The sequence below is a fragment of the Streptomyces sp. NPDC059875 genome, assembly GCF_042731085.1.
In the GTDB taxonomy this organism is placed as follows: Bacteria; Actinomycetota; Actinomycetes; order Streptomycetales; family Streptomycetaceae; genus Streptomyces.
Map to the genome: position 1 here is coordinate 226,605 of NZ_JBHWJZ010000003.1, position 23,582 is coordinate 250,186.

25 protein-coding genes are annotated in these 23,582 nt (G+C 71.1%); 15 read left to right on the forward strand and 10 right to left on the reverse strand.

What is annotated here, in order from left to right:
• Nucleotides 1-69: 69 nt before the first annotated feature.
• Complete coding sequence (locus ACFV9D_RS04985; RefSeq protein WP_385141017.1) at nucleotides 70-1,152, reverse strand: NADH:flavin oxidoreductase/NADH oxidase; 1,083 nt, start codon at nucleotides 1,150-1,152, stop codon at nucleotides 70-72.
• A gap of 127 nt (nucleotides 1,153-1,279) precedes the next feature.
• Between ACFV9D_RS04985 and ACFV9D_RS04990 the strand changes: the two genes are divergently transcribed.
• Nucleotides 1,280-1,642 (forward strand): ArsR/SmtB family transcription factor, encoded by a 363-nt coding sequence (locus tag ACFV9D_RS04990; RefSeq protein ID WP_385141020.1) that lies wholly within the window; start codon nucleotides 1,280-1,282, stop codon nucleotides 1,640-1,642.
• A 75-nt stretch (nucleotides 1,643-1,717) separates the two neighbouring features.
• On the opposite strand, the gene ACFV9D_RS04995 is transcribed toward ACFV9D_RS04990, so the two are convergent.
• Nucleotides 1,718-3,091 carry an FAD-dependent oxidoreductase gene (locus ACFV9D_RS04995; RefSeq protein ID WP_385141023.1) on the reverse strand — a complete coding sequence of 458 codons (1,374 nt, stop codon included), beginning with the start codon at nucleotides 3,089-3,091 and terminating at the stop codon, nucleotides 1,718-1,720.
• A gap of 254 nt (nucleotides 3,092-3,345) precedes the next feature.
• Nucleotides 3,346-3,996: a DUF305 domain-containing protein gene (locus ACFV9D_RS05000; protein WP_385141026.1), complete on the reverse strand. Its 651-nt coding sequence runs from the start codon at nucleotides 3,994-3,996 to the stop codon at nucleotides 3,346-3,348.
• Nucleotides 3,997-4,188: 192 nt separating this feature from the next.
• Between ACFV9D_RS05000 and ACFV9D_RS05005 the strand changes: the two genes are divergently transcribed.
• Nucleotides 4,189-5,718, forward strand: coding sequence for an LVIVD repeat-containing protein (locus ACFV9D_RS05005; protein WP_385141029.1), 1,530 nt, complete (start codon nucleotides 4,189-4,191; stop codon nucleotides 5,716-5,718).
• Here ACFV9D_RS05005 and ACFV9D_RS05010 read toward each other — a convergent pair.
• The 4 genes from ACFV9D_RS05010 to ACFV9D_RS05025 form a co-directional block, all read right to left on the reverse strand.
• Entirely contained in the window at nucleotides 5,706-6,404 is a 699-nt protein-coding gene (locus ACFV9D_RS05010) for a TetR/AcrR family transcriptional regulator (protein ID WP_385141031.1), read from the reverse strand. The two genes, ACFV9D_RS05005 and ACFV9D_RS05010, sit on opposite strands and share 13 nt — an antisense overlap.
• A gap of 129 nt (nucleotides 6,405-6,533) precedes the next feature.
• A complete protein-coding gene (locus ACFV9D_RS05015) occupies nucleotides 6,534-7,211 on the reverse strand; it encodes a phosphatase PAP2 family protein (protein ID WP_385141034.1) in 678 nt (225 codons plus the stop codon).
• Nucleotides 7,212-7,257: 46 nt separating this feature from the next.
• Entirely contained in the window at nucleotides 7,258-8,193 is a 936-nt protein-coding gene (locus ACFV9D_RS05020) for a M56 family metallopeptidase (RefSeq protein ID WP_385141036.1), read from the reverse strand.
• A gap of 86 nt (nucleotides 8,194-8,279) precedes the next feature.
• Complete coding sequence (locus tag ACFV9D_RS05025) at nucleotides 8,280-8,825, reverse strand: DUF5134 domain-containing protein (RefSeq protein WP_385141038.1); 546 nt, start codon at nucleotides 8,823-8,825, stop codon at nucleotides 8,280-8,282.
• A 143-nt stretch (nucleotides 8,826-8,968) separates the two neighbouring features.
• Here ACFV9D_RS05025 and ACFV9D_RS05030 point away from each other — a divergent pair, with 143 nt between their 5' ends.
• Nucleotides 8,969-9,520: a GNAT family N-acetyltransferase gene (locus tag ACFV9D_RS05030; RefSeq protein ID WP_385141041.1), complete on the forward strand. Its 552-nt coding sequence runs from the start codon at nucleotides 8,969-8,971 to the stop codon at nucleotides 9,518-9,520.
• Nucleotides 9,521-9,546: 26 nt separating this feature from the next.
• Here ACFV9D_RS05030 and ACFV9D_RS05035 read toward each other — a convergent pair whose 3' ends face one another.
• Together ACFV9D_RS05035 and ACFV9D_RS05040 are read right to left on the reverse strand one after the other, a co-directional pair.
• Nucleotides 9,547-10,230, reverse strand: a complete 684-nt coding sequence (locus tag ACFV9D_RS05035; protein ID WP_385141044.1) for a glycerophosphodiester phosphodiesterase — start codon at nucleotides 10,228-10,230, stop codon at nucleotides 9,547-9,549.
• A 139-nt stretch (nucleotides 10,231-10,369) separates the two neighbouring features.
• Nucleotides 10,370-10,903 carry a PadR family transcriptional regulator gene (locus ACFV9D_RS05040; RefSeq protein ID WP_385141535.1) on the reverse strand — a complete coding sequence of 178 codons (534 nt, stop codon included), beginning with the start codon at nucleotides 10,901-10,903 and terminating at the stop codon, nucleotides 10,370-10,372.
• A 116-nt stretch (nucleotides 10,904-11,019) separates the two neighbouring features.
• On the opposite strand from ACFV9D_RS05040, the gene ACFV9D_RS05045 reads away from it, so the two are divergent.
• From ACFV9D_RS05045 to ACFV9D_RS05075, 7 genes are all read left to right on the forward strand, one after another.
• A complete protein-coding gene (locus tag ACFV9D_RS05045) occupies nucleotides 11,020-12,153 on the forward strand; it encodes an LLM class flavin-dependent oxidoreductase (RefSeq protein ID WP_385141047.1) in 1,134 nt (377 codons plus the stop codon).
• Entirely contained in the window at nucleotides 12,150-13,253 is a 1,104-nt protein-coding gene (locus tag ACFV9D_RS05050) for an alpha/beta hydrolase (RefSeq protein ID WP_385141050.1), read from the forward strand. Before ACFV9D_RS05045 ends, ACFV9D_RS05050 begins: the two co-directional genes overlap by 4 nt.
• A gap of 80 nt (nucleotides 13,254-13,333) precedes the next feature.
• The gene (locus ACFV9D_RS05055; RefSeq protein ID WP_385141053.1) at nucleotides 13,334-14,740 is read left to right on the forward strand and encodes a DUF6421 family protein; all 1,407 of its coding nucleotides are present in this window, start codon (nucleotides 13,334-13,336) and stop codon (nucleotides 14,738-14,740) included.
• Nucleotides 14,741-14,769: 29 nt separating this feature from the next.
• The gene (locus ACFV9D_RS05060) at nucleotides 14,770-15,528 is read left to right on the forward strand and encodes an SDR family NAD(P)-dependent oxidoreductase (protein ID WP_385141056.1); all 759 of its coding nucleotides are present in this window, start codon (nucleotides 14,770-14,772) and stop codon (nucleotides 15,526-15,528) included.
• Nucleotides 15,525-16,604, forward strand: coding sequence for a threonine aldolase family protein (locus ACFV9D_RS05065; protein ID WP_385141538.1), 1,080 nt, complete (start codon nucleotides 15,525-15,527; stop codon nucleotides 16,602-16,604). The genes ACFV9D_RS05060 and ACFV9D_RS05065 overlap by 4 nt, the downstream gene beginning before the upstream one ends.
• Nucleotides 16,605-16,699: 95 nt before the next feature.
• Complete coding sequence (locus ACFV9D_RS05070; protein WP_385141059.1) at nucleotides 16,700-17,278, forward strand: transglutaminase domain-containing protein; 579 nt, start codon at nucleotides 16,700-16,702, stop codon at nucleotides 17,276-17,278.
• Nucleotides 17,279-17,291: 13 nt separating this feature from the next.
• On the forward strand, nucleotides 17,292-17,984 hold the full coding sequence (locus tag ACFV9D_RS05075) for a B3/4 domain-containing protein (RefSeq protein WP_385141062.1): 693 nt from the start codon (nucleotides 17,292-17,294) through the stop codon (nucleotides 17,982-17,984).
• Between the two features lie 38 nt (nucleotides 17,985-18,022).
• On the opposite strand, the gene ACFV9D_RS05080 is transcribed toward ACFV9D_RS05075, so the two are convergent.
• Nucleotides 18,023-18,745, reverse strand: coding sequence for a lysophospholipid acyltransferase family protein (locus ACFV9D_RS05080; RefSeq protein ID WP_385141065.1), 723 nt, complete (start codon nucleotides 18,743-18,745; stop codon nucleotides 18,023-18,025).
• Nucleotides 18,746-18,967: 222 nt separating this feature from the next.
• On the opposite strand from ACFV9D_RS05080, the gene ACFV9D_RS05085 reads away from it, so the two are divergent.
• The 5 genes from ACFV9D_RS05085 (at nucleotide 18,968) to ACFV9D_RS05105 (ending at nucleotide 23,534) form a co-directional block, all read left to right on the forward strand.
• On the forward strand, nucleotides 18,968-19,300 hold the full coding sequence (locus tag ACFV9D_RS05085) for a TlpA family protein disulfide reductase (RefSeq protein ID WP_385141068.1): 333 nt from the start codon (nucleotides 18,968-18,970) through the stop codon (nucleotides 19,298-19,300).
• Between the two features lie 197 nt (nucleotides 19,301-19,497).
• Nucleotides 19,498-20,013, forward strand: a complete 516-nt coding sequence (locus tag ACFV9D_RS05090) for a flavin reductase family protein (RefSeq protein WP_385141071.1) — start codon at nucleotides 19,498-19,500, stop codon at nucleotides 20,011-20,013.
• A 189-nt stretch (nucleotides 20,014-20,202) separates the two neighbouring features.
• A complete protein-coding gene (locus ACFV9D_RS05095) occupies nucleotides 20,203-20,988 on the forward strand; it encodes an electron transfer flavoprotein subunit beta/FixA family protein (RefSeq protein WP_385141074.1) in 786 nt (261 codons plus the stop codon).
• A gap of 126 nt (nucleotides 20,989-21,114) precedes the next feature.
• Nucleotides 21,115-22,077 (forward strand): electron transfer flavoprotein subunit alpha/FixB family protein, encoded by a 963-nt coding sequence (locus ACFV9D_RS05100; protein ID WP_385141077.1) that lies wholly within the window; start codon nucleotides 21,115-21,117, stop codon nucleotides 22,075-22,077.
• Nucleotides 22,078-22,244: 167 nt separating this feature from the next.
• Nucleotides 22,245-23,534: a DUF6986 family protein gene (locus ACFV9D_RS05105; RefSeq protein ID WP_385141080.1), complete on the forward strand. Its 1,290-nt coding sequence runs from the start codon at nucleotides 22,245-22,247 to the stop codon at nucleotides 23,532-23,534.
• Nucleotides 23,535-23,582 lie beyond the last annotated feature (48 nt).

Consider the following 23,582-nt stretch of genomic DNA (forward strand, 5'->3'; position numbering starts at 1 on the left):
AGGTCGGAGGCGTGTTCCGCGTCAACCCGGGGAGAAGTCCGAAGGGAGGGGCGAGGGTCGAGCGAGGGCTCAGATCGCCCAGGCGTACTGGCTCGGCGCGTGGGTCTCGGCGCCCAGCTCGCGCGCCGCCCGGCGCGCCCAGGAGGCGTCGCGGAGCAGCTCGCGCCCGAGCAGGACGGCGTCGGCCTCCCCGTTGGCGACGATCTTCTCCGCCTGGTCGATCTCCGTGATCAGCCCGACGGCCGCGACGGGCAGACCGGTCTCGGCCTTCACCCGGGCCGCGAAGGGCACCTGGTAGCCCGGGCCGACCGGGATTTCGGCGGGGCCGCCGTTGCCGCCGCTGGAGACGTCGAGGAGGTCGACTCCGTGCTCCTTCAGCAGGCCCGCGAAGCGGACGGTCTCGTCCGGGGTCCAGCCCTGGTCCTCCAGCCAGTCGGTGGCCGAGATCCGGAAGAAGACCGGAAGCTCCTCGGGCCACACCGCCCGGACGGCGTCGACGACCTCGAGGGCGAGGCGGGTGCGGTTCTCGAAGGAGCCGCCGTAGGCGTCGGTGCGGTGGTTGCTGTGCGGGGAGAGGAACTCGCCGATCAGGTAGCCGTGGGCGCCGTGCACCTCGACCACCTCGAAACCGGCCGCCAGGGCGCGGCGGGCCGCGTCCGCGAACTGACCCACGATCTCCGCGATCTGTCCGGTCGTCAGCTCGGTCGGGACGGGGTAGCCCTCGGCGAACTCGACAGGGCTCGGCGCGACCGGCTGCCATCCGTGGTCGCCGGGCGCGACCGGCCCGCGGCCATGCCAGGGGCGCTTGGTGGACGCCTTCCGGCCGGCGTGACCGATCTGGATGCCGGGTACCGTGCCGTGCTCCTTGAGGAAGGTGGCGATGCGGCGGAGCGCCTCGACCTGGGTGTCGTTCCAGATGCCGAGGTCGGCGGGGCTGATCCGGCCTTCGGGGGCGACAGCGGTCGCCTCGACGAGGATGAGGCCGGTACCGCCGGTGGCGCGGGAGGCGTAGTGGGCGAAGTGCCAGTCGTTGGCGACGCCCGCGTTCGGGCCGAACACCTCTGCCGAGTACTGGCACATCGGAGCCATCCATACCCGGTTCGGGATGGTCAGGGACCGCAGGGTGTAGGGCTCGAACAGGGCGACGCTCATGACGGACTCCGTTTCGGGGCAGGGCCTCGGTGGCACTCGTACGATACTCATCGTAGTACGGCATCTGTCAAACTACGAGAGTCCTCGTACAATGGGCGCGTACCCCGGATGAAGTGGAGCCGCCGCCGTGACGACCGCGATCAACCCTCGGGCCCTCGAGCACCCCGCGCGGGAGGAGATCCGCCTCGAGGGGGTGCTGCACGCGCTGTCGGACGCGGTGAGGCTGCGGATCGTGAGCGACCTGGCGCGCGAGGGTGCCGAGTTGAGCTGTTCCTTCTTCGTCCTCCCGGTGACCAAGTCGACGACCACGCACCACTTCCGGGTGCTGCGCGAGAGCGGCGTCATCCAGCAGATCTACCGGGGCACCGCGAAGATGAACGCCCTGCGCCGCGACGACCTGGACGCCCTCTTCCCCGGTCTCCTCGACAGCGTCCTGCAGGCGTCCGGGGCCCAGGCGGAGCGCCTGGGCGAGCCGACCGGGGACGCGTAGCGACTCCCGCCGTGTGCGGGCGCGGACGCGGCCCTGGGACCGGCCGCAGAATGTCGTGGAGGAGCCCGACCGGCCCTAGGCGCCCCGGTCCGCGCTCTCCCGGGCGGCCGCCCGCAGGCCGGGCCAGTCCGGGATCTTCACCCGGCCGCGGCCCAGTGAGCGGCCCAGGGCCGACTCCGCCGCCTCGATGGAGAGCCAGCCCCGCCAGGCGACCGGTTCGTGGCCCAGGTCCCGCAGCGCGCCGACCGGGTCCGCCGGCACCGGGCGGTCGGCCAGCTCCGCCGCGTCGGCCAGCAGGGAGGTCACCGTCTCCTTGGCGCAGGGCCTGTTGGTGCCGATGACGCCCGTCGGGCCACGCTTGATCCAACCGGCGACGTACTCGCCCGCCGACGGCGCGCCGTCCCGCAGCACCCGGCCCGCCTCGTTCGGGACCGTCCCGCGAGCCTCGTCGAAGGGCAGCCCGGGCAGCGCGACCCCCTTGTAGCCGACGGCCCGCAGCACCAGCTGGGCCTCGATCTCCTCGTACCGACCCGTACCGCGCACCCCGCCGGCGCCGTCCGGCTCCGTCCGCTCGAAGCGTACCGCGGCCACCCGGCCGCCCTCGCCCAACAGCTCCACCGGCCGGAGGAAGAACCGCAGCCGGATGGAGCGCGCTGCCGCCGCGTCTCCGGCCTCCTCCGCGGCGCTCGCCGCCCACCCGCGGACGACCTCCAGGTTCCGCCGGTTCACGGCAGGCAGCGCCGACGGGTCCGCGAACGAGGGGTCCAGGGCCAGGTCCGCAGGTTCCACGCCCACCCGCGCCCCGCCCAGACCGCCCAGCTCCCGCAGCTCCTTCGTCGTGAACTTGGCCTGCCCGGGGCCCCGCCGCCCGACCATGTGCACCTCGCGCACCCGGCTGGCCGACAACGCGGCGAGGGCGCCCTGCGGCACGTCCGTGGGCCGCAGCTCGTCCGCGCCCCTGGCCAGGATCCGGGTGACGTCCACCGCCACGTTGCCCACGCCGATCACGACCGCCGAGCGTGCGTCGAGACGGAAACCGTTGCCCGCGGCATCGGGGTGGGCGCTGTACCAGGAGACGAAGTCCGTCGCCGAATAGCTGCCCGCCAAGTCCTCGCCCGGCACCCCGAGCCGGCGGTCCCGCGCCGCGCCCACGCAGTACACGACCGCGTGGTACAGCTCCAGGAGCCGGGCCGGGGTCAGCCCCCGCGCGCCGACCTCGACATTGCCGACGAAGCCGACCCGCTCGTCCTCCAGGACCGCCCGCAGGTTCTGCTGCAGCGACTTGATCTTCTCGTGGTCGGGTGCGACGCCGTAGCGGACCAGACCGTACGGGCAGGGCAGCCGGTCCAGGACGTCGACCCGCACGCCGGGCACCACCGACTGCTGGACCAGCGACTGGGCGGTGTAGACCCCGCTGGGCCCGGAACCGACGACAGCGACACGAAGCACGGCCGTACTCCTTCCCGCCGCGGGGATTCCCGCCGAGAGGCTTCCAGCATGGCACCGGAAGCCTCCGGAGGGGAGAGACGCGACGGCCCCGAAGCGAGGACGGCCGGTACGAGCCACGCATGGGCCGGTACCAGCCAGGTACGAGCCTGGTACGAGCCGGTACGTGGCAGGCACGAGCCGGTACGCGGCAGGTACGAGCCGGTACGCGGCAGGTACGAGCCGGTACCAGCCCGGACGGGCCGGTTCCGGCGCCGCTACATCGAGCGCATCCGGTTGATCTCCGCCGTCTGCTGCGCGATCACGTCGTTCGCCATCTCCTCCACCAGGACGTTGTTCCCCTGCCCCAGCACCTCGGCCGCCATCGTCACCGCCCCCTCGTGGTGCGTGATCATCAGCTTGAGGAACAGCTCGTCGAACGCCGCGCCCTTCGCCTCCCGCAGCTGTGCCAACTGCGCCTCGGTCGCCATCCCCGGCATCGTGTGGTGGTCGTGGCCGCTCTGCTCGCGCGGACCGCCGTTGCTCTTCACCCACCCGTCCATCGCGTCGATCTCCGGCTTCTGCGCTGCCGCGATCCGCTCCGCCAGCTTCTTGATCTGCGTCGATCCGGCCCGCTGCGGCGCCAGCCCGGTCATCGTCAGCGCCTGCCGGTGATGGACGATCATCATCTGCGCATAGGTGAAGTCCGCCGCGTTGGGCTTGTCGTCGGGCAGCAGGCGGGACGCCTCGGCGGGCGATATCTTCCGCGCCGGTTCGCCCGGCTTGCCCGGGGCCACCACCGCGGGACCCGTGGACCCCTTGCTCTGCGGCGCGCTCTCGTCCGGGGCCGACTCGCAGGCAGCCAGTGCCCACACCGCGGCGACGCTCAGCGCCACGGCGACAGCTCCACGGATACGGCGGTTCAACAAGGCGACCTCCAGGGGTGGTTCCGAGGGACCGGGGGACAAGCGTCGGGCACCGTTCCTAGCACGCTTCTCAGGGGCGTCGAGCAAAAACATTCATTACATGTGTGTTGCCATCTGTTGAGATGTGCACGCTAAGGACGATACTGCCGGGGTCCATCACCCGTTCAACTACGAACGGATACAAGGGAGGACGGAGTGACTTCGTTGCGTACCACGCGCATCACGCGTACCCCGCGCGCACGGATCAGAGGTCTGGGTGTGGCGACCGCCGCGGCCGGACTGCTCGTCAGCCTGCTCGCGGCCGGCCCCGCGGCCGCCACGCCCGACCCGGGTGACACCACCGCGCAGGGCACCGTCTCCTCGGAGCAGGCGGCCGAGGCCCGGTCCGCCATCCAGAGCGGCGAGATACCCGGCGTGGACGAGATCGTCCACAGCGACAACATCCAACACCTCGCGAACATCCCCAAGGACGCACTTCCCGGCACCAACTCCGACCTGGCCTTCCAGGGCAAGTACGCCTTCGCCGGCAACTACGACGGCTTCCGCATCTTCGACATCAGCAACCCGCGGGCCCCGAAGACGGTCGCCCAGGTCCTCTGCCCCGGATCCCAGAACGACATCTCCGTCTCCGGCAACCTCGTCTTCCTCTCCACCGACTCCTCCCGCAGCGACAACTCCTGTGCCAGCGTCAGTCAGCCGGCCACGGAGAAGTCCTCCTGGGAGGGCATGAAGATCTTCGACATCAGCGACATCACCAACCCCAAGTACGTCGCCGCCGTCGAGACCGCCTGCGGCTCGCACACCCATACGCTGGTGCCCGAGAAGCGTGACGTGTACGTGTACGTCTCCTCGTACTCGCCCAACGCCGCGTTCCCGGACTGCCAGCCCCCGCACGACGGCATCACGGTCATCAAGGTGCCCCGCAAGGCGCCCGAGAAGGCCGCGATCGTGGGCTTCCCCGTCCTGTTCCCCGGCGAGGGCCCGGACGGCGGCGGCAACCCCGGCAGTCCCACCAACCCGGGTGTCTCCAAGACCACCGGCTGCCACGACATCACCGTGCTGCCGGGCAAGGACCTCGCGGCCGGTGCCTGCATGGGTGACGGCATCCTCTTCGACATCGAGGACCCGGAGCACCCGAAGGTCATCGACCAGGTCCAGGACAACGTCAACTTCGCGTTCTGGCACTCGGCGACCTTCAACCAGAAGGCGAACAAGGTCATCTTCACCGACGAGCTCGGTGGCGGCGGCGCGGCCACCTGCAACGCGGCCGTCGGGCCGAACCGCGGTGCCGACGGCATCTACGACATCGTCGGCAAGGGCAAGCACCGCGAGCTCGTCTTCCGCAGCTACTTCAAGATCCCGCGCCACCAGGCCGACACCGAGAACTGCGTCGCCCACAACGGCTCGCTGATCCCGGTCAAGGGCAAGGACCTGATGGTCCAGGCGTGGTACCAGGGTGGTGTCTCCGTCTGGGACTTCACCGACTCCGCCAAGCCCAAGGAGATCGCCTACTTCGAGCGCGGCCCGATCTCCGCGGACCGTCTCGTCGGCGGCGGCTCGTGGTCGGCGTACTACTACAACGGCTACATCTACTCGAACGACATGGCCAAGGGCTTCGACGTGCTGAAGCTCGACGACCGTCGCACGGACCCGGCGAAGCGCGTCCGGATGCACGAGCTCAACGTGCAGACCCAGCCGGACTACTTCGACGACTACGACGACTGACCCGAGCGTGCCTGACGAGTCGATTCGGTCGACTGTCGCGGCACCCGGCTCCGTAACGCGGACGCCGTGAAGGGCATGCCGTCGGGCGGACCCCCGTCCGGCGGCGTGCCCTGCTCCCAGTCGAGCCCGTAGCGGTGGAACAGCTCCGCCCGCAGTCGCGCCATCGGCATCGGCGCCCCCGGCAGCAGCACCGCCACGACCGCGCCCATCAGCAGGGCCCGCAGCAGCGGGTAGTCCGCGTCCACGTTCGCGGAGCCGTACCGCGTCACCGTGTCCCGCAGCAGGAACGCCAGCCGTTGCTGCTCCGGACACTGCACGAACCCCTCGGCCTGCAGGATGCCCGCCATGTGCGTCCGCATGAGCACGGGGTGGTCCACGGCCAGCCCGAGAATCGCGTCGATGGCCCGTGCCATCCGCTCCCGGCCGTCCTCGGTCCGCGGCTCGCGCTCCAGCGCCTCCTCCAGCGTGCGGTGCATCAGCCGGTGCACCGCCGACTGCAGCAGCTGGCGCTTGCCGGGGAAGTAGTACGAGATCAGGCCACGTGCGGAGCCGGCCCGCTCGGCGATGTCGCCCAGCGTCGTCGCCTCGTACCCGCGCTCCGAAACGAGCTCGACGGTGGCTTGCAGAAGCCGCTCCCGAGAGCGTCGCCGAAGCTCTTCATTGACCGATTGGCTACGCGGGGACATGCTTGACTCCTGCGTTGACTGGCTCGCAGCCAATATACTCAGCGCAGCCTGCTGTCGCGCCTTCGTGGCTGGTCAGCGGGTTTGCCGTCTGTTCTGGGCGACGCGGGGGATCGTCCAGGACAGGCGGCTTCATCGCGTTTCTCCCATTCTCCTCCGCCCGGGGCCCGCCGGACCGGTCCGTCCGGCGCCCTGTCCGTAGGTGCGGAACGTGATGATCGCCACAGTCACGAGACACCATCCGAGCAGCCAGCCGGCCACCACGTCCGACGGCCAGTGCACCCCGAGATAGACCCGGGTCCACCCCACCCCCAGCACGGACACCAGGGCCGCCACCGCGACCACGCTCCAGCCGCGCCGGCCCTCCCGCCAGTGCAGGGCGAGCACCCAGAGCAGCAGTCCCCAGCTGACGGCCGCCGTCATCGCGTGCCCCGAAGGGAACGACGCGTAATCGGCCGAGTCGAGCGGATCGGTCCACACGGGCCGCTCCCGGCCGACGGCCGACTTCATGCCCTGCTGGACGCCCGCCGTCAGCAGGCTCGTCACGGTCAACCACAGGGCGAGCAACCGCTCGCGCCGCCACCACAGCACCACCACCGCGACGGCGATCAGCCCGCGCATGGTCCACGGGTCCCACACCCAGTCGCTGAGGATCCGGTTGACCTGCGTGAACCCGGGCTCGGCGACGGCGCTGCGGTGGAGCTCCTCGGTGATCGACCGGTCCAGGGAGAGCAGTGGTGGCCAGCCCACGGCCACGAGGACGAGCAGCAGCACGGCCAGGGCACCGGAGACCACGGCGGAGGAGCGCATGAGGCGATCTTCCCCGACCCGTGCTCCGGCGCGCCGCCGACCCCGACTAACCGAGCGCCTTCAGCGCGGGGACGAATGCCACCAGGACCGGCACCACCGGTACGAACGCCGCGGTCGCCGTCAGCCGCAGCCGCCGACCCGCGGTGAGCCGGGGAGCGGCGGTGAGGAGACGGTTGACCCGCTGCGGGAGATCCGCGTCCGGTGCGGGACCGGGCCCGAACACCCCGCGCTCCTCGTTCAGTTCCACCAGCGCCAACGCGATCGTCAGCCGACCGAACCGCCGCGAGGCGACATCGTCGGCTGCCAGCTCCACCAGCCGGTGCATCTCGCCTCGGAAGGCCGCGAAGACCGGAATCCCCGGGAACCCGCCCGCCAGCGCCCCCGAGCAGTGCAGCAGCCAGTCGTGGCGCGCCCGGGCGTGTCCCTGCTCGTGCGCGAGCACGGCGTCGAGCTGGCGTCCCTTCAACCGGCGCAGCGCCGCCGTCGTGATGACCAGCTGCGGCGCGGTCCCCGGCAGCCACCAGGCGTCCGCTCGCTCGCCCTCCAGTACGACAAGACGCTCGCCGCCCGGCTCCTCGCCCGGCAACAGCGGGGCACGGACGAGCAGTTCGCAACGGCGCTGCCGGCGGCGCGCCCGCGCCCGGCGGATCTCCCGGCCGAGCATCGCCCCCGTCCACAGCCCGCCGCAGGCCAGGATCACCGCGAGCGCCGCCGACCAGGGCTGAAGCGTGCCCAGTTCGTACGCCTCGATCACTCCGTGCGGCGCGGGCGCGAAGACCTGACCCCGTACCACCTGCCAGGCGGCCGCGGCGCTGAACGTCATCGACAGCGCGAAGCTCAGCAGCACCGCCGCCACCACGCACTGCCACACCCACAGCGCCACCACGGGCTCGCGCTCCGCCCAGTCGGACCGTGACAGCAGCCGTGGGGCCACGGCGGCGGTCAGGACGCCGAGCGAGAGCAGCGCGAGGGAGACCAACATGGCGTCCAGCCTATGAGGGGCGTCCTACTCGGGGGTATGGCCTCGCACGGCAAGTGACGTACACCACGGGTTCGCGGCCACGGGGATCACAGCGCGACGAGCATCGCCAGCATCGCGAGGGCCATCGACAGCCGGCACACGAGCGTGAACTCCGGCCGCACCGCCCACACCGCGGGCGGACCGCCCGCCGGCACCGCGACCGGGACCAGCCGTGCTCCCGAGCGGAGCACGTAGACGACGTAGTACGCGAGCAGCGCACCCGTCACCAGCGGGACGCCCCCGCCGCTGCCGTGCCCGCCGTGCGCCCCCGCCCCCGGCCCCGGCCACGCCATGTAGACCATCGCGACCGAGCCCACCAGGTGGTGCACATGGTGGCCGCCTCGCCGTACCGCCCACAGCGCCCGCACCGCCGCCACCCCGAACACGGCCGCGTACACCATCCACGACCAGGAGGGCGGCGTGAGCACGGCCGTGGGCAGCGCCATCGCCGCCATCCCGAAGCCCATCACGGCCTCGCTCGCCGCCGCTCTGCGCTCCTCACCCGCGCACCGGCGCATCCGCAGCAGGCAGTACACCCCGCTCGCCCCGCACAGCGTCAGCAACAGCCAGGCCGACAACGCCGGTCCGTGCACGACACACCTCCCGTGGTCCCTCCGGGTCGATGCCCGCGCCCCGGCGGGCGTACGCGAGCGCACAGGCGTACGCGGGGGGAGCACGCCGCTGGGGCGTTACGCTCGGGGGGATCGTCAGCGCCCCGAGGGGAGACCCGAACAGCATGGACACCGCCACGCCGCAGGACACCGGTCGGATCGGCTACCGCGACGCCGTCGAGGACGACGTCCCCGTCCTCGTCCCGCTCGTGGAGTCGGCCTACCGCGGCGACTCGAGCCGGACCGGCTGGACCACCGAGGCGGACATCCTGCAGGGGCAGCGGACCGACGCCGAGGGGGTGCGCGCCGTCATCACCACCCCGGGCAGCCGGCTGATGGTGGTCGAGCGCGACGGCGAGGTCGTCGCCTGCTGCCAGCTCGAACACCGCGGCGAGGCCGCCTACTTCGGCATGTTCGCGGTCCGCCCGGAACTCCAGGGCGCCGGTCTCGGCCGCCTGATCATCACCGAGGCGGAGCGCCGGGTGCGGGAGATCTGGGGGGTGCGCGAGATGCACATGACGGTGATCTCCGTGCGCGAGGAGCTCATCGCCTGGTACGAGCGGCGCGGCTACCGCCGTACGGGAGAGATGACCCCGTTCCCGTACGGCGACGAGCGCTTCGGTGTCCCGCAGCGGGACGACCTGCAGTTCGAACTCCTGGTCAAGCCGCTGGTCTGAGCCCCCGGGCCGCGCGACCCCGCGGCTCAGGCCGTGAAGCGGCCGGTGCGGCGGATCTCCGGATAGTCCGTCGTCGCACCGTCCAGCTCCAGGGCCCGTACCAGCCGCAGGTGGTCCTGGGTGTTCACCACCCAGCCGATGACCCGCAGGCCCTCCTGGTGCGCGCGCTCGACGGTCTCCAGGGTGAGGTGCCGGATGTTCAGGACGAGGGCGCCGGCGCCGACCGCCAGGGCCCGGTCCACGACGTCGGCGCCCCACAGGTCCGCCACGAGCGCCGTACGCACGCCGGGGACCAGCCGGGAGATCTCTGTGAGCGCCTCGTCGTGGAAGGAGAGGACCTCCACACGACCCACCAGGTCACGCCGGTTCATCACCTCGGCGAGCGCCTGGGCGGCGGCCACGTCCTTGATCTCGGCCTGGAGCGGCGACTGCACCGCGTCCAGGACCTCTTCGAAGACGGGGACGCGCTCCCCGGCGCCCGCGTCCAGCTCGCGCAGCTCGGCGAGGGTCTTCTCGGCGATCGCGCCGCTGCCGTCGGTGGTCCGGCCGACGTCGGCGTCGTGCATGACGACGAGTGCGCCGTCCTTGCTCAGATGGAGGTCGAGCTCGATGACGTCCATGCCGACCTGCTCGGCCCGGACGAAGGAACGCAGGGTGTTCTCGGGCTCGACGCCCATGACTCCGCGATGACCGATGGTGAGGAAACTCAAGATCTTCTCGCTTCCGTCGATGTCCGGGCCCAGGTCCCTCCGGGCTTCCGGTGCGGCTCGGGGCGCAGCCTAATGACTTCACCGCGAGAAGGAAGCGCATGCGCGCGTGCCGTGGGAAGGAGCCCCTCCGGAGGGTGGCTCAGAGGCCGTTGCCCTCCGGCGGGTCCAGGTCCGCCAGGTCCGCCAGCATCGACTCCGCCAGTTCCAGTTCGGCCAGGTGCCGGCGTTCGCTCCAGCGCAGGGCCAGCGCCGGATGGCGCCACTCCGGCACGGACTCCGCGCGCGCCAGTGCGTCCCGGACCTCCTTCAGCTCGCCCCGGGTGCGGGCGATGTGCTCCTCGACGAGCGTCCGCAGCCGCTCCGGCGCGGCGAGATGCCCCAGCCAGACCCGCAGCACCAGCGGGTGCTTGAGCACCACGGGACCGCCGTCGCCGTCCGCCCAGTCGGCCAGCGCCGCCCGGCCCGCCTCCGTGATCGCGTACCGCCGCTTGGTCCGCGGCTCCTCCGGGCCCGACCGGGCCGACGTCACGTATCCCCGCGACTCCAGCCGCCGCAGCTCCGCGTAGATCTGGCTGATCGCCGGTGACCAGTAGAAGAAGCGCAGGGACGCGTCCGCCCACTTCTTCAGCTCGTAACCCGTGCGCTCGCCGGGGAAGGAGAGCAGGCCGAGCACCGCCCAGGCGGTCTGCGGCAATCCGTGCTCCGTCTCTTGCCTCTTCGCTACCTGACGACTAGTCATATGGCGAATCGAAACAAGGGCAGCGCCCCGACACAACCCCTGGAGGGCACATGAAGTTCTCCGTGATCTTCGAGGCACAGCTGGCCGACCCGACCGTGGAGCATGAGCACCAGGTCATCCACGACTGCGTCGAACAGGCCGTCCTGGCGGAGGAGATGGGCTTCGACCGGATCTGGGCCGTCGAGCACCACTCCCTGAAGTGGTACGCCCACATGTCCGCCCCCGAGGTCTTCCTCTCCTACGTCGCCGCGCGGACGAGCCGCATCCGCATCGGCCACGGCGTGGTCTGCATGCCGTTCCACTTCAACCACCCCGCCCGCGTGGCCGAACGCGCCGCCATGCTCGACCTGCTCTCCGGCGGCCGCCTCGACCTCGGCGCGGGGCGCGGCGGCACCGAGCAGGAGACCTCGCTGTGCGGGGTGGACCGGGACCGTACGACCCAGGAGGTCGAGGACGCCCTGCGGATCATCGGCAGGGCCTGGCAGAAGGACGAGCTGGAGTACCGCTCCGAGCTGATCAGGATCGATCCGCATCCGATCCTGCCCCGCCCGCGGCAGACCCCGCACCCGCCCCTCTTCCTCGCCTGCAGCCGTACCGAGACCCTCACCCGGGCCGCCGAGCTCGGCATCGGCGCGCTCGTGATGGGCTTCGCCGGACCCGATTCGATCGCCGAGATGCGCCGCGCCTACGACACCGCCCGCGCCGCACGCACCGGAGCACGGTTCGTCTCCACCGTCGTCAACGACCACTTCTCCGTCCTGTGCCCCACGATCGTCCTCGACGACCGCGCCGAGGCCCGGCGGATCGGCATCCGGGGGCAGCGCTTCTTCGCCCAGTCGATCGGCCACTGGTACGGGGGAGCGGGCATCCCCGACGAAGCGGTGGTGGACGGCGCCGACGAGGCCGCCGACATGCGCCGCGCCGCCGAACAGGTCGTCGCCCGGCTGCACGAGCAGCGCATCCCGGTACGCCCCTCCGCCACGGCCACGTTCAACGCCGACCACGCGTACGGCACCGCCGAGGACGCGATCGCCCACGTGGAACGGCTCCGGGACGCGGGCGCCGACGAGATCATGTGCCTGATGCAGATGGGGACCGTGCCGCAGGAGGCCTGTCTGGAGACCCTGCGCCAGTGGGGCGAGAAGGTCATCCCTTACTTCACCGAGGGGAAGGCCGCCCGATGACCGGCACCGCACCCACCGACGGGCCCGCACCCGCCGACCGGGCACCCGCGCCCGCACCCACCGAGGGGCCCGCGCCCACACGGGCCGACCGGGCATCCGCGCCCACGTCGCTGCCCGGCCAGGACCGGCTCGACCCCGACGCCCGCCCCTTCGTGGATCTGCTGACGGCCGTCTTCCCTGACATCGGCGGGGCCGTCACCGACCCCGTGGAGGCACGCCGTGTGCTCGCCTCCGCCCCCGCGCCGCCCGGTGCGCCGCCGGCCGTCGGCTCGGTGGAGGACCGGACGGTTCCCGGCCCCGAGGGCGCCCCGCCGCTCCCCGTACGGATCTACCGGCCCGAGGGGGACGCGGCGCCCCGCCCGACCCTCGTCTTCCTCCACGGCGGGGGCTGGGTGCTGTGCGGCCTGGACACCCATGACCGCACCTGCCGGGCGCTGTGCCGGGAGTCCGGAGCCGTCGTCGTCTCCGTCGACTACCGGCTCGCCCCGGAGGCCCGCTTCCCCGCCCCCGTCGAGGACGCCTACGCCGCCCTGTGCTGGACGGGCGCGCACATCGACGAGCTGGGCGGCGAGCCCTCGGCCCTCGTCGTCGGCGGGGACAGCGCGGGTGGCAACCTCGCCGCCGCGGCCGCCCTGCTCGCCCGCGACCGCCGGGGCCCCGCTCTCGCCCGCCAGGTGCTGGTCTACCCGGCCACCGACATGGCCGGCGCCCCCGAGTCGTACCGGACGAACGGCGAGGGCTACTACCTCACCACCGCCCACATGCGCTGGTACCGCGACCACTACCTCGGCCCGGACGGCGATCCCCGCCACCCGCTCGCCTCCCCGCTGCGCGCCGAACTCGCCGGTCTGCCGCCCGCCCATGTGGTCACCGCCGGCTGCGACCCGCTGTGCGACGAGGGGCGGGCCTTCGCCGCCGCCCTGACCGCGGCCGGTGTGAAGGTCACCGAGGACCACCACCCGGGGATGTTCCACGGCTTCCTGGCCATGCACGAGTACCTCGGTGCCGCGTCCCGGGCCCTCGCCGGCGCGGCGGATGCGATTGCCTCAACCCTTCCCGGCAGGAAAATTCACGGTGACCATGGGGGTGGCGCAGGATAATTTCTCTTGCTCCCCTTGTCCGGAGGAACCGCGTACGGATACGGTGTCTTGACGCGAGGTTCTCCTGTGGAGGAAGAGTAATGACGGAAATTCTTGTGCAGGATGTGACCGGTGGGGGGATATCCACCGCTGCTCCGGTGATCGACCACCCTGCCTGGCCCGAGCTCAAGAATGCCGTGGAGGGGATCCGTCCCTGGCAGAGCAAGGACGGCTCCATCGACTTCGAGGCCGAGGGCGCGCCGTCCCGCGCCCTCGCCGAGAGCGCGGTCGAGAGGATCGTGGCCGCGCTCGAGCAGCTCTCCCCGCTGCTCCCGCACGACGCCGCGTACCACCGCGCGCTCGTCGCCGACCTGCGCAAGTGGGTCGAGGGCGGCTTCGAGGTCCCGGACTTCCTGGACTCCCTGCTGGCCTTCCAGCCGGCCGCCGACCGTCAGGACGGGCTCCAGCACCTGGCGCTCTTCCCGATGTACACGCAGAACGGCAACCCGGACCGCAACCTGGAAGCCGTCGTGCTGCGCATGGTCTGGCCGGAGTGGCTCTCCGAGCTGGAGCGCACCCGCTACGACAACCCGCTGTTCTGCGGCATCACCTTCGAGGACTTCACCGCCGGCTACGACACGAACTCGGCCGTCCTCTTCCCCGAGACCATCGCCGTGCGCGAGGCCCCCGAGCGCTTCAGCTGGGGCGGCATCTTCTGCGACCGCGAGGCCGCCCGCTTCCGCAAGGTCACCGAGGCCGCCGTGGACATCCTCGGCATCGAGCTGCCCGAGGACATCGCCGCCATGGTCGAGGACCAGAAGCGCTGCGAGTCCGCCTTCGTGCTCTGGGACATGGTCCACGACCGCACCCACAGCCACGGCGACCTGCCCTTCGACCCGTTCATGATCAAGCAGCGCCAGCCGTTCTGGATGTACGGCCTGGAGGAGCTGCGCTGCGACCTCACCGCCTTCAAGGAGGCCGTGAAGCTCGAGGCCGAGGGCAACGGGCACGGCCGGGACGTGCAGTACGCCGTCCTCTTCGACCGGATGTTCCGCTTCCCCGTCTCCGGCGACCGCAACCGCAACTACGACGGTCTGGGCGGCCAGCTCCTCTTCGCGTACCTCCACAAGCACGACGTGGTGCGCTGGACGGACAACACGCTCAAGATCGACTGGAAGCGGGCCCCGGAGGTCACCAACCAGCTCTGCGCCGAGATCGAGAAGCTGTACCGCGAGGGCATCGACCGCCCCAAGCTCGTCCACTGGTTCAAGGCGTACGAGCTCGTGTCCACCTACCTCGCCCCGCACCCGGGATCGAAGTGGGCCAAGGGTCCGGACGCCCTGGACCTCTCCCTGCCGCCCCGCAAGCTCGTCGACGACGTGCTTCCGGACGAGTTTCCGCTCAGCATGTTCTATGAGGCCCTGTCCAAGAAGCTGAAGGACGTGATCGCCTCCACCAAGGGCATCACCGCCGCGAACGCTTCGCGGACCGAGCAGGCTGCCGCGTGAACCCAGTCACGGAGGAGGAGGGGACGACCATGAACGGCAACGGAAACGGCGGGCCGCTGGAGGGTGCCGTCATCGCGGTCGCGGGAGCGGCCGGTCCGGCGGGGCGGGCGACGCTGATGCGCCTCGCCGAAGCCGGCGCCATCGTCGTCGCCTCGGACGCCGACCCGGCGCGCCTGGCCGAGGCGGTCGACGCCGCCCGGTACGCCCACGGGGGCGCCACGGTCGTCGGCGACACGGTCGATCTGCTCGACCTCGCCGCGACCAAGGACTGGGCCGCGAAGACCGAGAAGGAGTTCGGCCGGGTCGACGGCCTGGTCCATCTCGTCGGCGGCTGGCGCGGCAGCGCCTCCTTCACCGAGACCGACCTCAAGGACTGGGACTTCCTGGAGCGGCTCCTCATCCGCACCGTCCAGCACACCTCGATCGCCTTCCACGACCATCTGCTGCGCAGCGACCGCGGCCGGTTCGTCCTGGTCAGCCAGGCCGGCGCGCACAAGCCGGTGGCCACCAACGCGGCGTACAACGCGGGCAAGGCCGCGGCCGAGGCCTGGACCCTCGCCCTGGCGGACTCGTTCCGCAAGGCGGGGGGCGAGGAGGGCTCGAACGCGGCGGCTGCCATCCTGGTGATCAAGGCACTGGTGCACGACGCCATGCGCGAAGAGCGCCCGAATGCGAAGTTCGCGGGCTTCACCGACGTCAAGGATCTGGCTGACGAGATCGCCGGCGTCTGGGCGCGGCCCGCACAGGAAGTGAATGGACAGCGTCTGTGGCTGACCCCCAAGCCGTGACCCCGGCTCTGCCCTCGAAGACCGACGCACGTCGTCACCACGACCCGTCGGTCCGGGGATTCGCCAGCGACAACTACGCCGGCGCCCACCCGGAGGTGCTCGCGGCCCTCGCGCTCGCCAACGGCGGTCATCAGATCGCCTACGGCGAGGACGACTACACCGAGCACCTCCAGCGGATCATGCACAGCCACTTCGGCCCGAGCGCCGAGGCCTTCCCGGTCTTCAACGGCACCGGCGCCAACGTCACCGCCCTGCAGGCGCTGACCGACCGCTGGGGTGCGGTGATCTGCGCCGAGTCCGCGCACATCAACGTGGACGAGGGCGGAGCGCCGGAGCGGATGGGCGGCCTCAAGCTGCTCACCGTTCCGACCCCGGACGGCAAGCTCACGCCCGAGCTCATCGACCGGCAGGCCTGGGGCTGGGAGGACGAGCACCGGGCCATGCCCCAGGTCGTCTCGATCACCCAGAACACCGAGCTGGGCACGGTCTACACCGTGGACGAGATCCGGGCCATCGTGGAGCACGCCCACGCCAAGGGCATGAAGGTGCACCTCGACGGGGCTCGGATAGCCAACGCCGCCGCCTCCCTGAACGTGCCGATGCGGGCGTTCACCAACGCGGTGGGCGTGGACGTCATCTCCTACGGCGGCACCAAGAACGGCATGCTGTTCGGCGAGGCCGTGGTCGTCCTCAACCCGGACGCCGTCAGCCACATGAAGCACTTGCGCAAGCTGTCCATGCAGCTCGCGTCCAAGATGCGCTTCGTGTCGGTCCAGCTGGAGGCGCTGCTCGCCAAGGACCTGTGGCTGCGCAACGCCTCGCACGCCAACGCGATGGCGCAGCGCCTGGCGGCCGGCGTGCGGGAGGTGGACGGGGTGGAGATCCTCTACCCGGTGCAGGCCAACGCCGTCTTCGCGCGACTGCCGCACGAGGTGAGCACCCGGCTCCAGAAGCGCTTCCGCTTCTACTTCTGGGACGAGGCCGCCGGTGACGTGCGCTGGATGTGTTCCTTCGACACCACGGAAGAAGACGTCGACGCCTTCCTCCAGGCCCTGAAGGAGGAGATGGCGCGCTAGCGCCCCTCTCCGCGAGCACCCTGCACATGGCATAAGTATGCGACCGACCGGAAAGTCATTGACTTCCGGTCGGTCGTCTTTCTAGGGTCCCGACCATGGAGCTGATCCAGCAGGACCCCGCACTCTCCGCCTATCTCGCCGCGGACGAGGTCATCGACCATGAGCACCCCGTCGTGCGGGAGACCGCCGCCGCACTGCGCGCCCGGCACCCCGACGTATACGCATACGCCCAGGCCGCGTACGCGTTCGTACGGGACGAGATCCCGCACTCGAGCGACACCGGCGACCCCCGCGTCACCTGGCGCGCCTCCGACGTCCTCGCGCAGCGCACCGGGATCTGCCACGCAAAGGCACACGCGCTCGCCGCGCTGTTGCGCGCCGAGTCGATCCCGACGGCGCTCTGCTATCAGAAGTTCGAGGTGCTGCACGGGCTGGTCGCGATCAGGCTGCCCGGTGCGGAGTCCTGGCACCGACAGGACCCGCGCGGTGGTGTGCCGGGCCAGGAGGCCGAGTTCTCCCTGGGGGAGGAGCGGTTGGCGTTCCTGCCCGACCCGGAGTTCAATGAAATGGACTTCCCGGTGCTGTATGCTGCACCGCATGCGGGAGTGCTGAGCGCGATGCGGTCGGCGCCGGACAGCCCGGAGCTCTTGCGGATCCTTCCGACCGACCTTTGACCCAAGGACGATCATGCCCCTCACCCTCACGGTGTCCGACGAGGTGCGTGCCCTCGTGCCCGGCTTCACCCACCTCGTCATCGAGGCCCACGGACTGGTCAACGGACCCAGTGACGAGGCGAGTTCGGCCCTGCTCGACGACGCCGCCCGCCGCCTCGCCGAGCGGCTCGCGGGCGAGGCCCCGGACAAGGACCCGCACGTCGCCGCCTGGCGCGCGGCGTACTCCGCGTTCGGCGCCAAGCCCTCCCGTACCCGAAACTCCGCGGAGGCGCTCGCCAAGCGCGCGCTCGCGGACGGCGGACTGCCCCGGATCAACCGGCTCGTCGACGCCTACAACGCGATCAGCGTCGCGCACCTCATCCCGGTCGGCGGCGAGGACCTCGGCAAGATCCAGGGCGCGATGCGGCTCGTGCGGGCCACCGGGGACGAGTCGTTCGTGACCATGGCGGGCGGTGAGGAGGTCGTGGAGCACCCCGAGCCGGGCGAGGTCGTCTGGTGCGACGAGGCGGGCGTCACGTGCCGCCGCTGGAACTGGCGCCAGGGGCCGCGTACCCGGATCGACGACGACACCGTCGACGCGATCTTCCTGCTGGAGTCGCTGACGCCCATGACGCGTGAGGAGCTCGTCGCCGCGGGCGCCGAGCTCGCCGAGTCGCTCGAGAAGCTCAACCCCGGGGCGCGGATCACCGTCCGCGACCCGGAGTGACGTTTCAGCCGATCACGCCCGGGTGACGGGCGGGCCGGTCAGCCGGCCTCTTTGACCTGGGCCGGAGTCGGAGCCGTACCCCCGAGGTGCGCGGGCACCCACCAGGTGTCGCTCGCGTCCTTGGGGCGTACGGGATAGGCGCGCTGCGCGGCCTCCAGGAGCTCCTGGACGCGCTCGCGCAGCCGCCGGGTGATGGCGCCGGCGTACTGGTCCGCCGGGGCCTCCATCGGCTCGCCCACCCGGATCGTCACCGGGATGTGGCTGCGCTTGAAGTTCCGCGGACGGCCCTTGGTCCAGATGCGCTGCGTGCCCCAGAGCGCCATCGGGATCAGCGGAACCCCGGCCTCCTGGGCGAGCCGCGCCGCACCCGACTTGAAGCTCTTGAGCGTGAACGACTGCGAGATGGTCGCCTCGGGGAAGACGCCGATGATCTCCCCGGCCTTCAGCGACTCCAGTGCGTGCTTGTAGGCGTGCTCGCCCTGCGAGCGGTCCACCGGGATGTGCTTCATGCCGCGCATCAGCGGACCCGACACCTTGTGCCGGAACACCGAGTCCTTGGCCATGAAGCGCACCAGACGCTTCTGCGGCAGCGCGGCCAGGCCCGTGAAGATGAAGTCCAGATAGCTGATGTGGTTGCTGACGAGCACGGCCCCACCGGTGCGCGGGATGTGCTCCGAACCCTGCGTGTCGATCTTCAGGTCGAGCGCCTTGAACATGGTCAGTGCGGCGCCGATGACCGGCCGATACACGAGTTCTGCCATCTGAGAGGAACCCCTTCTTCTGTTCCTGGGGAGGGTTCTCCCGGCGGAAGTTACGCGGCCGTAGGTTTTCGGCTTTGGGCAGATCGTGCCCCATGTGGGCCCCGGTGACCAGTCCTGACGGCTTCGTACGGGGAGATTCTCGTCACGCCCGGTGGTCGTGGCGGGAATCGAACGGTGGCGTGGGACGCTGCACAGGGCAGTGGAGAGCAGGGAGAAGAGACGATGACGGAACAGCCCGGGACGCCCGACGCGCACGTGCTCGGGGCCGGGAGCGGGGTCGAGCTGGGGGAGCGGGCCACCCTGGTGCAGTTCTCCACGGCCTTCTGTCAGCCCTGCCGCGCCACGCGCCGCACCCTGGCCGAGGTCGCAGAAATGATCGAAGGGGTGGGCCACGTCGAGATCGACGCCGAGGAGCGTCTGGATCTCGTACGACGGCTCGGCATCGTCCGCACTCCGACCGTCCTGGTCCTCGACCGCGCCGGGCGGATCGTCGTCCGCGCCGCCGGACAGCCCCGCCGGGCGGACGTCATCGCCGCGCTGGGGCGGGCGGTCTGACGCCGTGACACTTCTCCCACATCCCGGTACGCACTTGACTGCACCCGCCAACGATCGCCAACCTGGCGAGGTGCCTGCAGAAATCCTTCTCTACGGGCGGGCCCACGTGGACCTGGCCCGCAACGCGAGCGCGCGCTGTCCGGGTGTCTGAGAACCCACGGACCCCCCTCACGATGCCCTCGCAGAAGGACAGTTCCATGACGGTTACGCCCGAGCTCCGCACCATAGACGCCCCTCGGCAGGCCTCTCCCGACCTCCTCCGCTCCGTCTTCCGGCAGCACGCGGCCGGTGTCGCGGTCATCACCACCCACGGGGACCGTCCCGTCGGCTTCACGGCCACCTCCCTCACCTCCGTCGCCGCGGAACCACCCCTGATCTCCTTCGGCGTGGGCACCACCTCCTCCAGCTGGCCCGTGGTCGCCGAGGCCGAACACATAGGCGTGCACGTACTGGGCGAGCACCAGCGGGAGCTCGCCGACACCTTCGCCCGCAGCGGCGCCGACCGGTTCGGCGGCGCGACGCGCTGGAGCGTGGGGCCCGAGGGCGTCCCGATCCTGGACGGCGTGCTCGCCTGGCTGGTGTGCCGGGTGGTGGCCCGCGTCCCGGCCGGGGATCATCGGATCGTGATCGCCCAGGCCGTCGCCGGTGACCCGAGCGGGGCGGGCCGGCCTCTCCTGTATCACCAGGGACGCTTCAACGCTCTGCGTGACTGAGGGTTCCCTTCCTCGGGCGTTGTCAAGGTCACACGGCTGAGCGCTTGCTTACTGGTAACGAACTGGGTGTACTGACGAGTAATATTTCGGTGGGGACGTAGGGCGCCCCGACCGGAAACCCGCCCTTCAGGCGCCTATGCTGCGAGCAACAAGGCAGCCCAGTTATGACGATGCAGTAGGAGAGCCGGCGTGAGCTTGAGGATCGTTGTCTGTGTGAAGTACGTGCCCGACGCCACCGGCGACCGGCACTTCGCCGATGACCTGACCGTCGACCGCGACGACGTCGACGGCCTGCTGTCGGAGCTCGACGAGTACGCGGTCGAGCAGGCGCTGCAGATCGCGGAAGAGGCCGACGACGCCGAGGTCACCGTGCTCACGGTCGGCCCGGAGGACGCCAAGGACGCGCTGCGCAAGGCGCTGTCCATGGGTGCCGACAAGGCCGTCCACGTCGAGGACGACGATCTGCACGGCTCCGACGTCATGGGCACCTCGCTGGTGCTGGCGAAGGCCATCGAGAAGACCGGCTACGACGTCGTCATCGCCGGTATGGCCTCCACCGACGGCACCATGGGTGTCCTCCCGGCCATCCTCGCCGAGCGCCTGGGCGTCCCGCAGGTCACGCTGCTCTCCGAGGTCTCCATCGAGGACGGCGTCGTGAAGGGCCGTCGTGACGGCGACACCGCTTCGGAGCAGCTGGAGGCGTCGCTCCCGGCCGTCGTGTCGGTGACCGACCAGTCGGGCGAGGCGCGCTACCCGTCCTTCAAGGGCATCATGGCCGCCAAGAAGAAGCCGGTGGAGTCCCTGGAGCTCGACGACCTCGACATCGAGGCCGACGAGGTGGGCCTCGAGGGCGCCTGGACCGCGGTCGACTCCGCCGCCGAGCGCCCCGCGCGCACCGCGGGCACGATCGTCAAGGACGAGGGCGAGGGCGGCAAGCAGCTGGCCGAGTTCCTCGCGAGCCAGAAGTTCATTTAGTCGCTGGGGGTCCGGGGGCCGCGCGGCGGAGCCGCACATGTCGACGTCCCCGGGTCAGCACAGCATCTAAGGCTCGCGCGAGCCGCTGAAGTCCGCCCCTTTTCGTTCGCAGGAGATTGAATCCCCATGGCTGAGATTCTCGTCTACGTCGACCACGTCGACGGAGCCGTCCGCAAGCCCACCCTGGAGCTGCTGACCCTGGCCCGCCGCCTCGGCGAGCCCGTCGCCGTCGCGCTCGGCAACGGCGCCGCCGACACCGCCGCGGCCCTGGCCGAGCACGGTGCCACCCGTGTGCTGACCGCCGACGCCCCGGAGTTCGCCGACTACCTCGTCGTCCCGAAGGTCGACGCGCTGCAGGCCGCGTACGACGCCGTCTCCCCGGCCGCCGTGCTCGTCCCGTCCTCCGCCGAGGGCAAGGAGATCGCGGCCCGCCTCGCGGTCCGCATCGGCTCCGGCATCATCACCGACGCCGTGGACCTGGAGGCCGGTGACGAGGGCCCGGTCGCGACGCAGTCCGCGTTCGCCGCCTCCTTCACCACCAAGTCCCGCGTCTCCAAGGGCACCCCGGTCATCACGGTCAAGCCGAACTCGGCCCCCGTGGAGGCCGCCCCGGCCGCCGGCGCCGTCGAGGCCCTCGCGGTCTCCTTCGGCGCGCTGGCCACCGGCACCAAGGTCACCGCGCGCACCCCGCGCGAGTCGACCGGCCGCCCGGAGCTGACCGAGGCCGCGATCGTGGTCTCCGGTGGCCGTGGCGTCAACGGCGCCGAGAACTTCGCGATCATCGAGGCGCTCGCCGACTCGCTCGGTGCCGCCGTCGGCGCCTCGCGTGCCGCCGTCGACGCCGGCTGGTACCCGCACTCCAACCAGGTCGGCCAGACCGGCAAGTCGGTCTCGCCGCAGCTGTACATCGCCTCCGGCATCTCCGGTGCGATCCAGCACCGCGCGGGTATGCAGACCTCGAAGACCATCGTCGCGATCAACAAGGACGCCGAGGCGCCGATCTTCGACCTCGTCGACTACGGCGTGGTCGGCGACCTCTTCGACGTCGTCCCGCAGCTGACCGAGGAGGTCAAGTCCCGCAAGGGCTGACCTCTGCGGGCTTGACCTGCTGTTCTGTACGGTCCGGGGGCCGCGTGGTGATGATCACCGCGCGGCCCCCGGCCGTTTCGGACAACCATTGACGCAGGTCCCGGCGGACTACTAACTTCGCTATACGGATTGTTGATTCCGTGAAGCGGAAAACAGGAGGATGTGGGATGGGTCAGCAGGAGAAGGTGTCGACGAGCCTCGCCGGAGCGGTCAGCGAGGGCATCAGCGCCTCCCTCGCAGCGGTGGACGCCGAGCTCGACCGGCGCTACCCGGGAGACCCGGGCACCCGTCAGCCCGTCCACACCGTCTACGTCCCCGGCAACGTCTTCGAGGCCGGAACGATCCGCTCCTGGGGCGACCAGGCCCTCGCGGCCCTCGACGAGCACGCCCCCGACGCCGCCTCCTTCGCCGCCGTCCTCGGCCTCTCCGACGACCTCGCCGAGGACGTCTACGGCCGCGTACGGGCCAAGCTGGAGCGCGAGCCCATCGAGGACCTCCGCGTCGACTTCGAGGACGGCTACGCGGGCCAGGACGAGGACCACGACGCCGCCCGCGCCGCCCGGCTGATCTCGGAGGCGTACAAGAACGGCACGGCCGCCCCGTACATGGGCATCCGGATGAAGTGCATGGAGGCCGCCGTACGCGACCGCGGCATCCGCACCACCGACGTCTTCCTCACCGGACTCATCGAGAACGGCGGCCTGCCCGACGGCCTCGTCCTCACCCTCCCGAAGGTGACCTACCCCGAGCAGGTCTCCGCCTTCGTCCGCCTCCTGGAGGCCTTCGAGAAGGCCCACGGCCTGGACGCGGGCCGCCTCGGCTTCGAGATCCAGATCGAGACCAGCCAGTCCATCCTCGCCAGCGACGGCACCGCCGCCGTCGCCCGCATGATCGGCGCCGCCGAGGGCCGCGCCACCGGACTGCACTACGGCACCTTCGACTACAGCGCCTGCCTGGGCGTCTCCGCCGCCTACCAGGCCAGCGACCACCCGGCCGCCGACCACGCCAAGGCGATCATGCAGGTCGCCGCCGCCGGCACGGGCGTACGCGTCTCCGACGGCTCCACCAACGTCCTCCCGGTCGGCTCCACCCAGCACGTCCACGAGGCCTGGCGCCTTCACTACGGCCTGACCCGCCGCGCCCTGGCCCGCGCCTACTACCAGGGCTGGGACATGCACCCGGGCCACATCCCCACCCGCTACGCCGCCGTCTTCGCCTTCTACCGCGAGGGCTTCGAGGCCGCCGCCAAGCGCCTCTCCGCGTACGCCAACCACGCGGGCGGCGACGTCATGGACGAGCCCGCCACCGCCAAGGCGCTCAGCTCCTACCTGCTGCGCGGCATCGACTGCGGCGCCCTCGACACCGCCGAGGTCGACGCCCTCACCGGCATGACCCGCGCCGACCTGGACCGCTTCGCCGCCCCGCGCCGCGGCGACCTCACGGCCACGGCGCAGTAACAGCCGGGAACCTTCCGGCAGGAGCCGTCAGCCCTTCCCCCTACGCCC

What these genes read in the sequence shown, in the direction of transcription:
- ACFV9D_RS05085 (WP_385141068.1), top strand. Translation starts at nt 18,968, where the DNA reads ATGACGGAACAGCCCGGGACGCCCGACGCGCACGTGCTCGGGGCCGGG.
- ACFV9D_RS05075 (WP_385141062.1), top strand. Translation starts at nt 17,292, where the DNA reads ATGCCCCTCACCCTCACGGTGTCCGACGAGGTGCGTGCCCTCGTGCCC.
- ACFV9D_RS05015 (WP_385141034.1), bottom strand. Translation starts at nt 7,211, where the DNA reads ATGCGCTCCTCCGCCGTGGTCTCCGGTGCCCTGGCCGTGCTGCTGCTC.
- ACFV9D_RS05105 (WP_385141080.1), top strand. Translation starts at nt 22,245, where the DNA reads ATGGGTCAGCAGGAGAAGGTGTCGACGAGCCTCGCCGGAGCGGTCAGC.
- ACFV9D_RS05020 (WP_385141036.1), bottom strand. Translation starts at nt 8,193, where the DNA reads ATGTTGGTCTCCCTCGCGCTGCTCTCGCTCGGCGTCCTGACCGCCGCC.
- ACFV9D_RS05060 (WP_385141056.1), top strand. Translation starts at nt 14,770, where the DNA reads ATGAACGGCAACGGAAACGGCGGGCCGCTGGAGGGTGCCGTCATCGCG.
- ACFV9D_RS05080 (WP_385141065.1), bottom strand. Translation starts at nt 18,745, where the DNA reads ATGGCAGAACTCGTGTATCGGCCGGTCATCGGCGCCGCACTGACCATG.
- ACFV9D_RS05030 (WP_385141041.1), top strand. Translation starts at nt 8,969, where the DNA reads ATGGACACCGCCACGCCGCAGGACACCGGTCGGATCGGCTACCGCGAC.
- ACFV9D_RS05050 (WP_385141050.1), top strand. Translation starts at nt 12,150, where the DNA reads ATGACCGGCACCGCACCCACCGACGGGCCCGCACCCGCCGACCGGGCA.
- ACFV9D_RS04985 (WP_385141017.1), bottom strand. Translation starts at nt 1,152, where the DNA reads ATGAGCGTCGCCCTGTTCGAGCCCTACACCCTGCGGTCCCTGACCATC.
- ACFV9D_RS05045 (WP_385141047.1), top strand. Translation starts at nt 11,020, where the DNA reads ATGAAGTTCTCCGTGATCTTCGAGGCACAGCTGGCCGACCCGACCGTG.
- ACFV9D_RS05090 (WP_385141071.1), top strand. Translation starts at nt 19,498, where the DNA reads ATGACGGTTACGCCCGAGCTCCGCACCATAGACGCCCCTCGGCAGGCC.
- ACFV9D_RS05100 (WP_385141077.1), top strand. Translation starts at nt 21,115, where the DNA reads ATGGCTGAGATTCTCGTCTACGTCGACCACGTCGACGGAGCCGTCCGC.
- ACFV9D_RS05070 (WP_385141059.1), top strand. Translation starts at nt 16,700, where the DNA reads ATGGAGCTGATCCAGCAGGACCCCGCACTCTCCGCCTATCTCGCCGCG.
- ACFV9D_RS05055 (WP_385141053.1), top strand. Translation starts at nt 13,334, where the DNA reads ATGACGGAAATTCTTGTGCAGGATGTGACCGGTGGGGGGATATCCACC.
- ACFV9D_RS05010 (WP_385141031.1), bottom strand. Translation starts at nt 6,404, where the DNA reads ATGTCCCCGCGTAGCCAATCGGTCAATGAAGAGCTTCGGCGACGCTCT.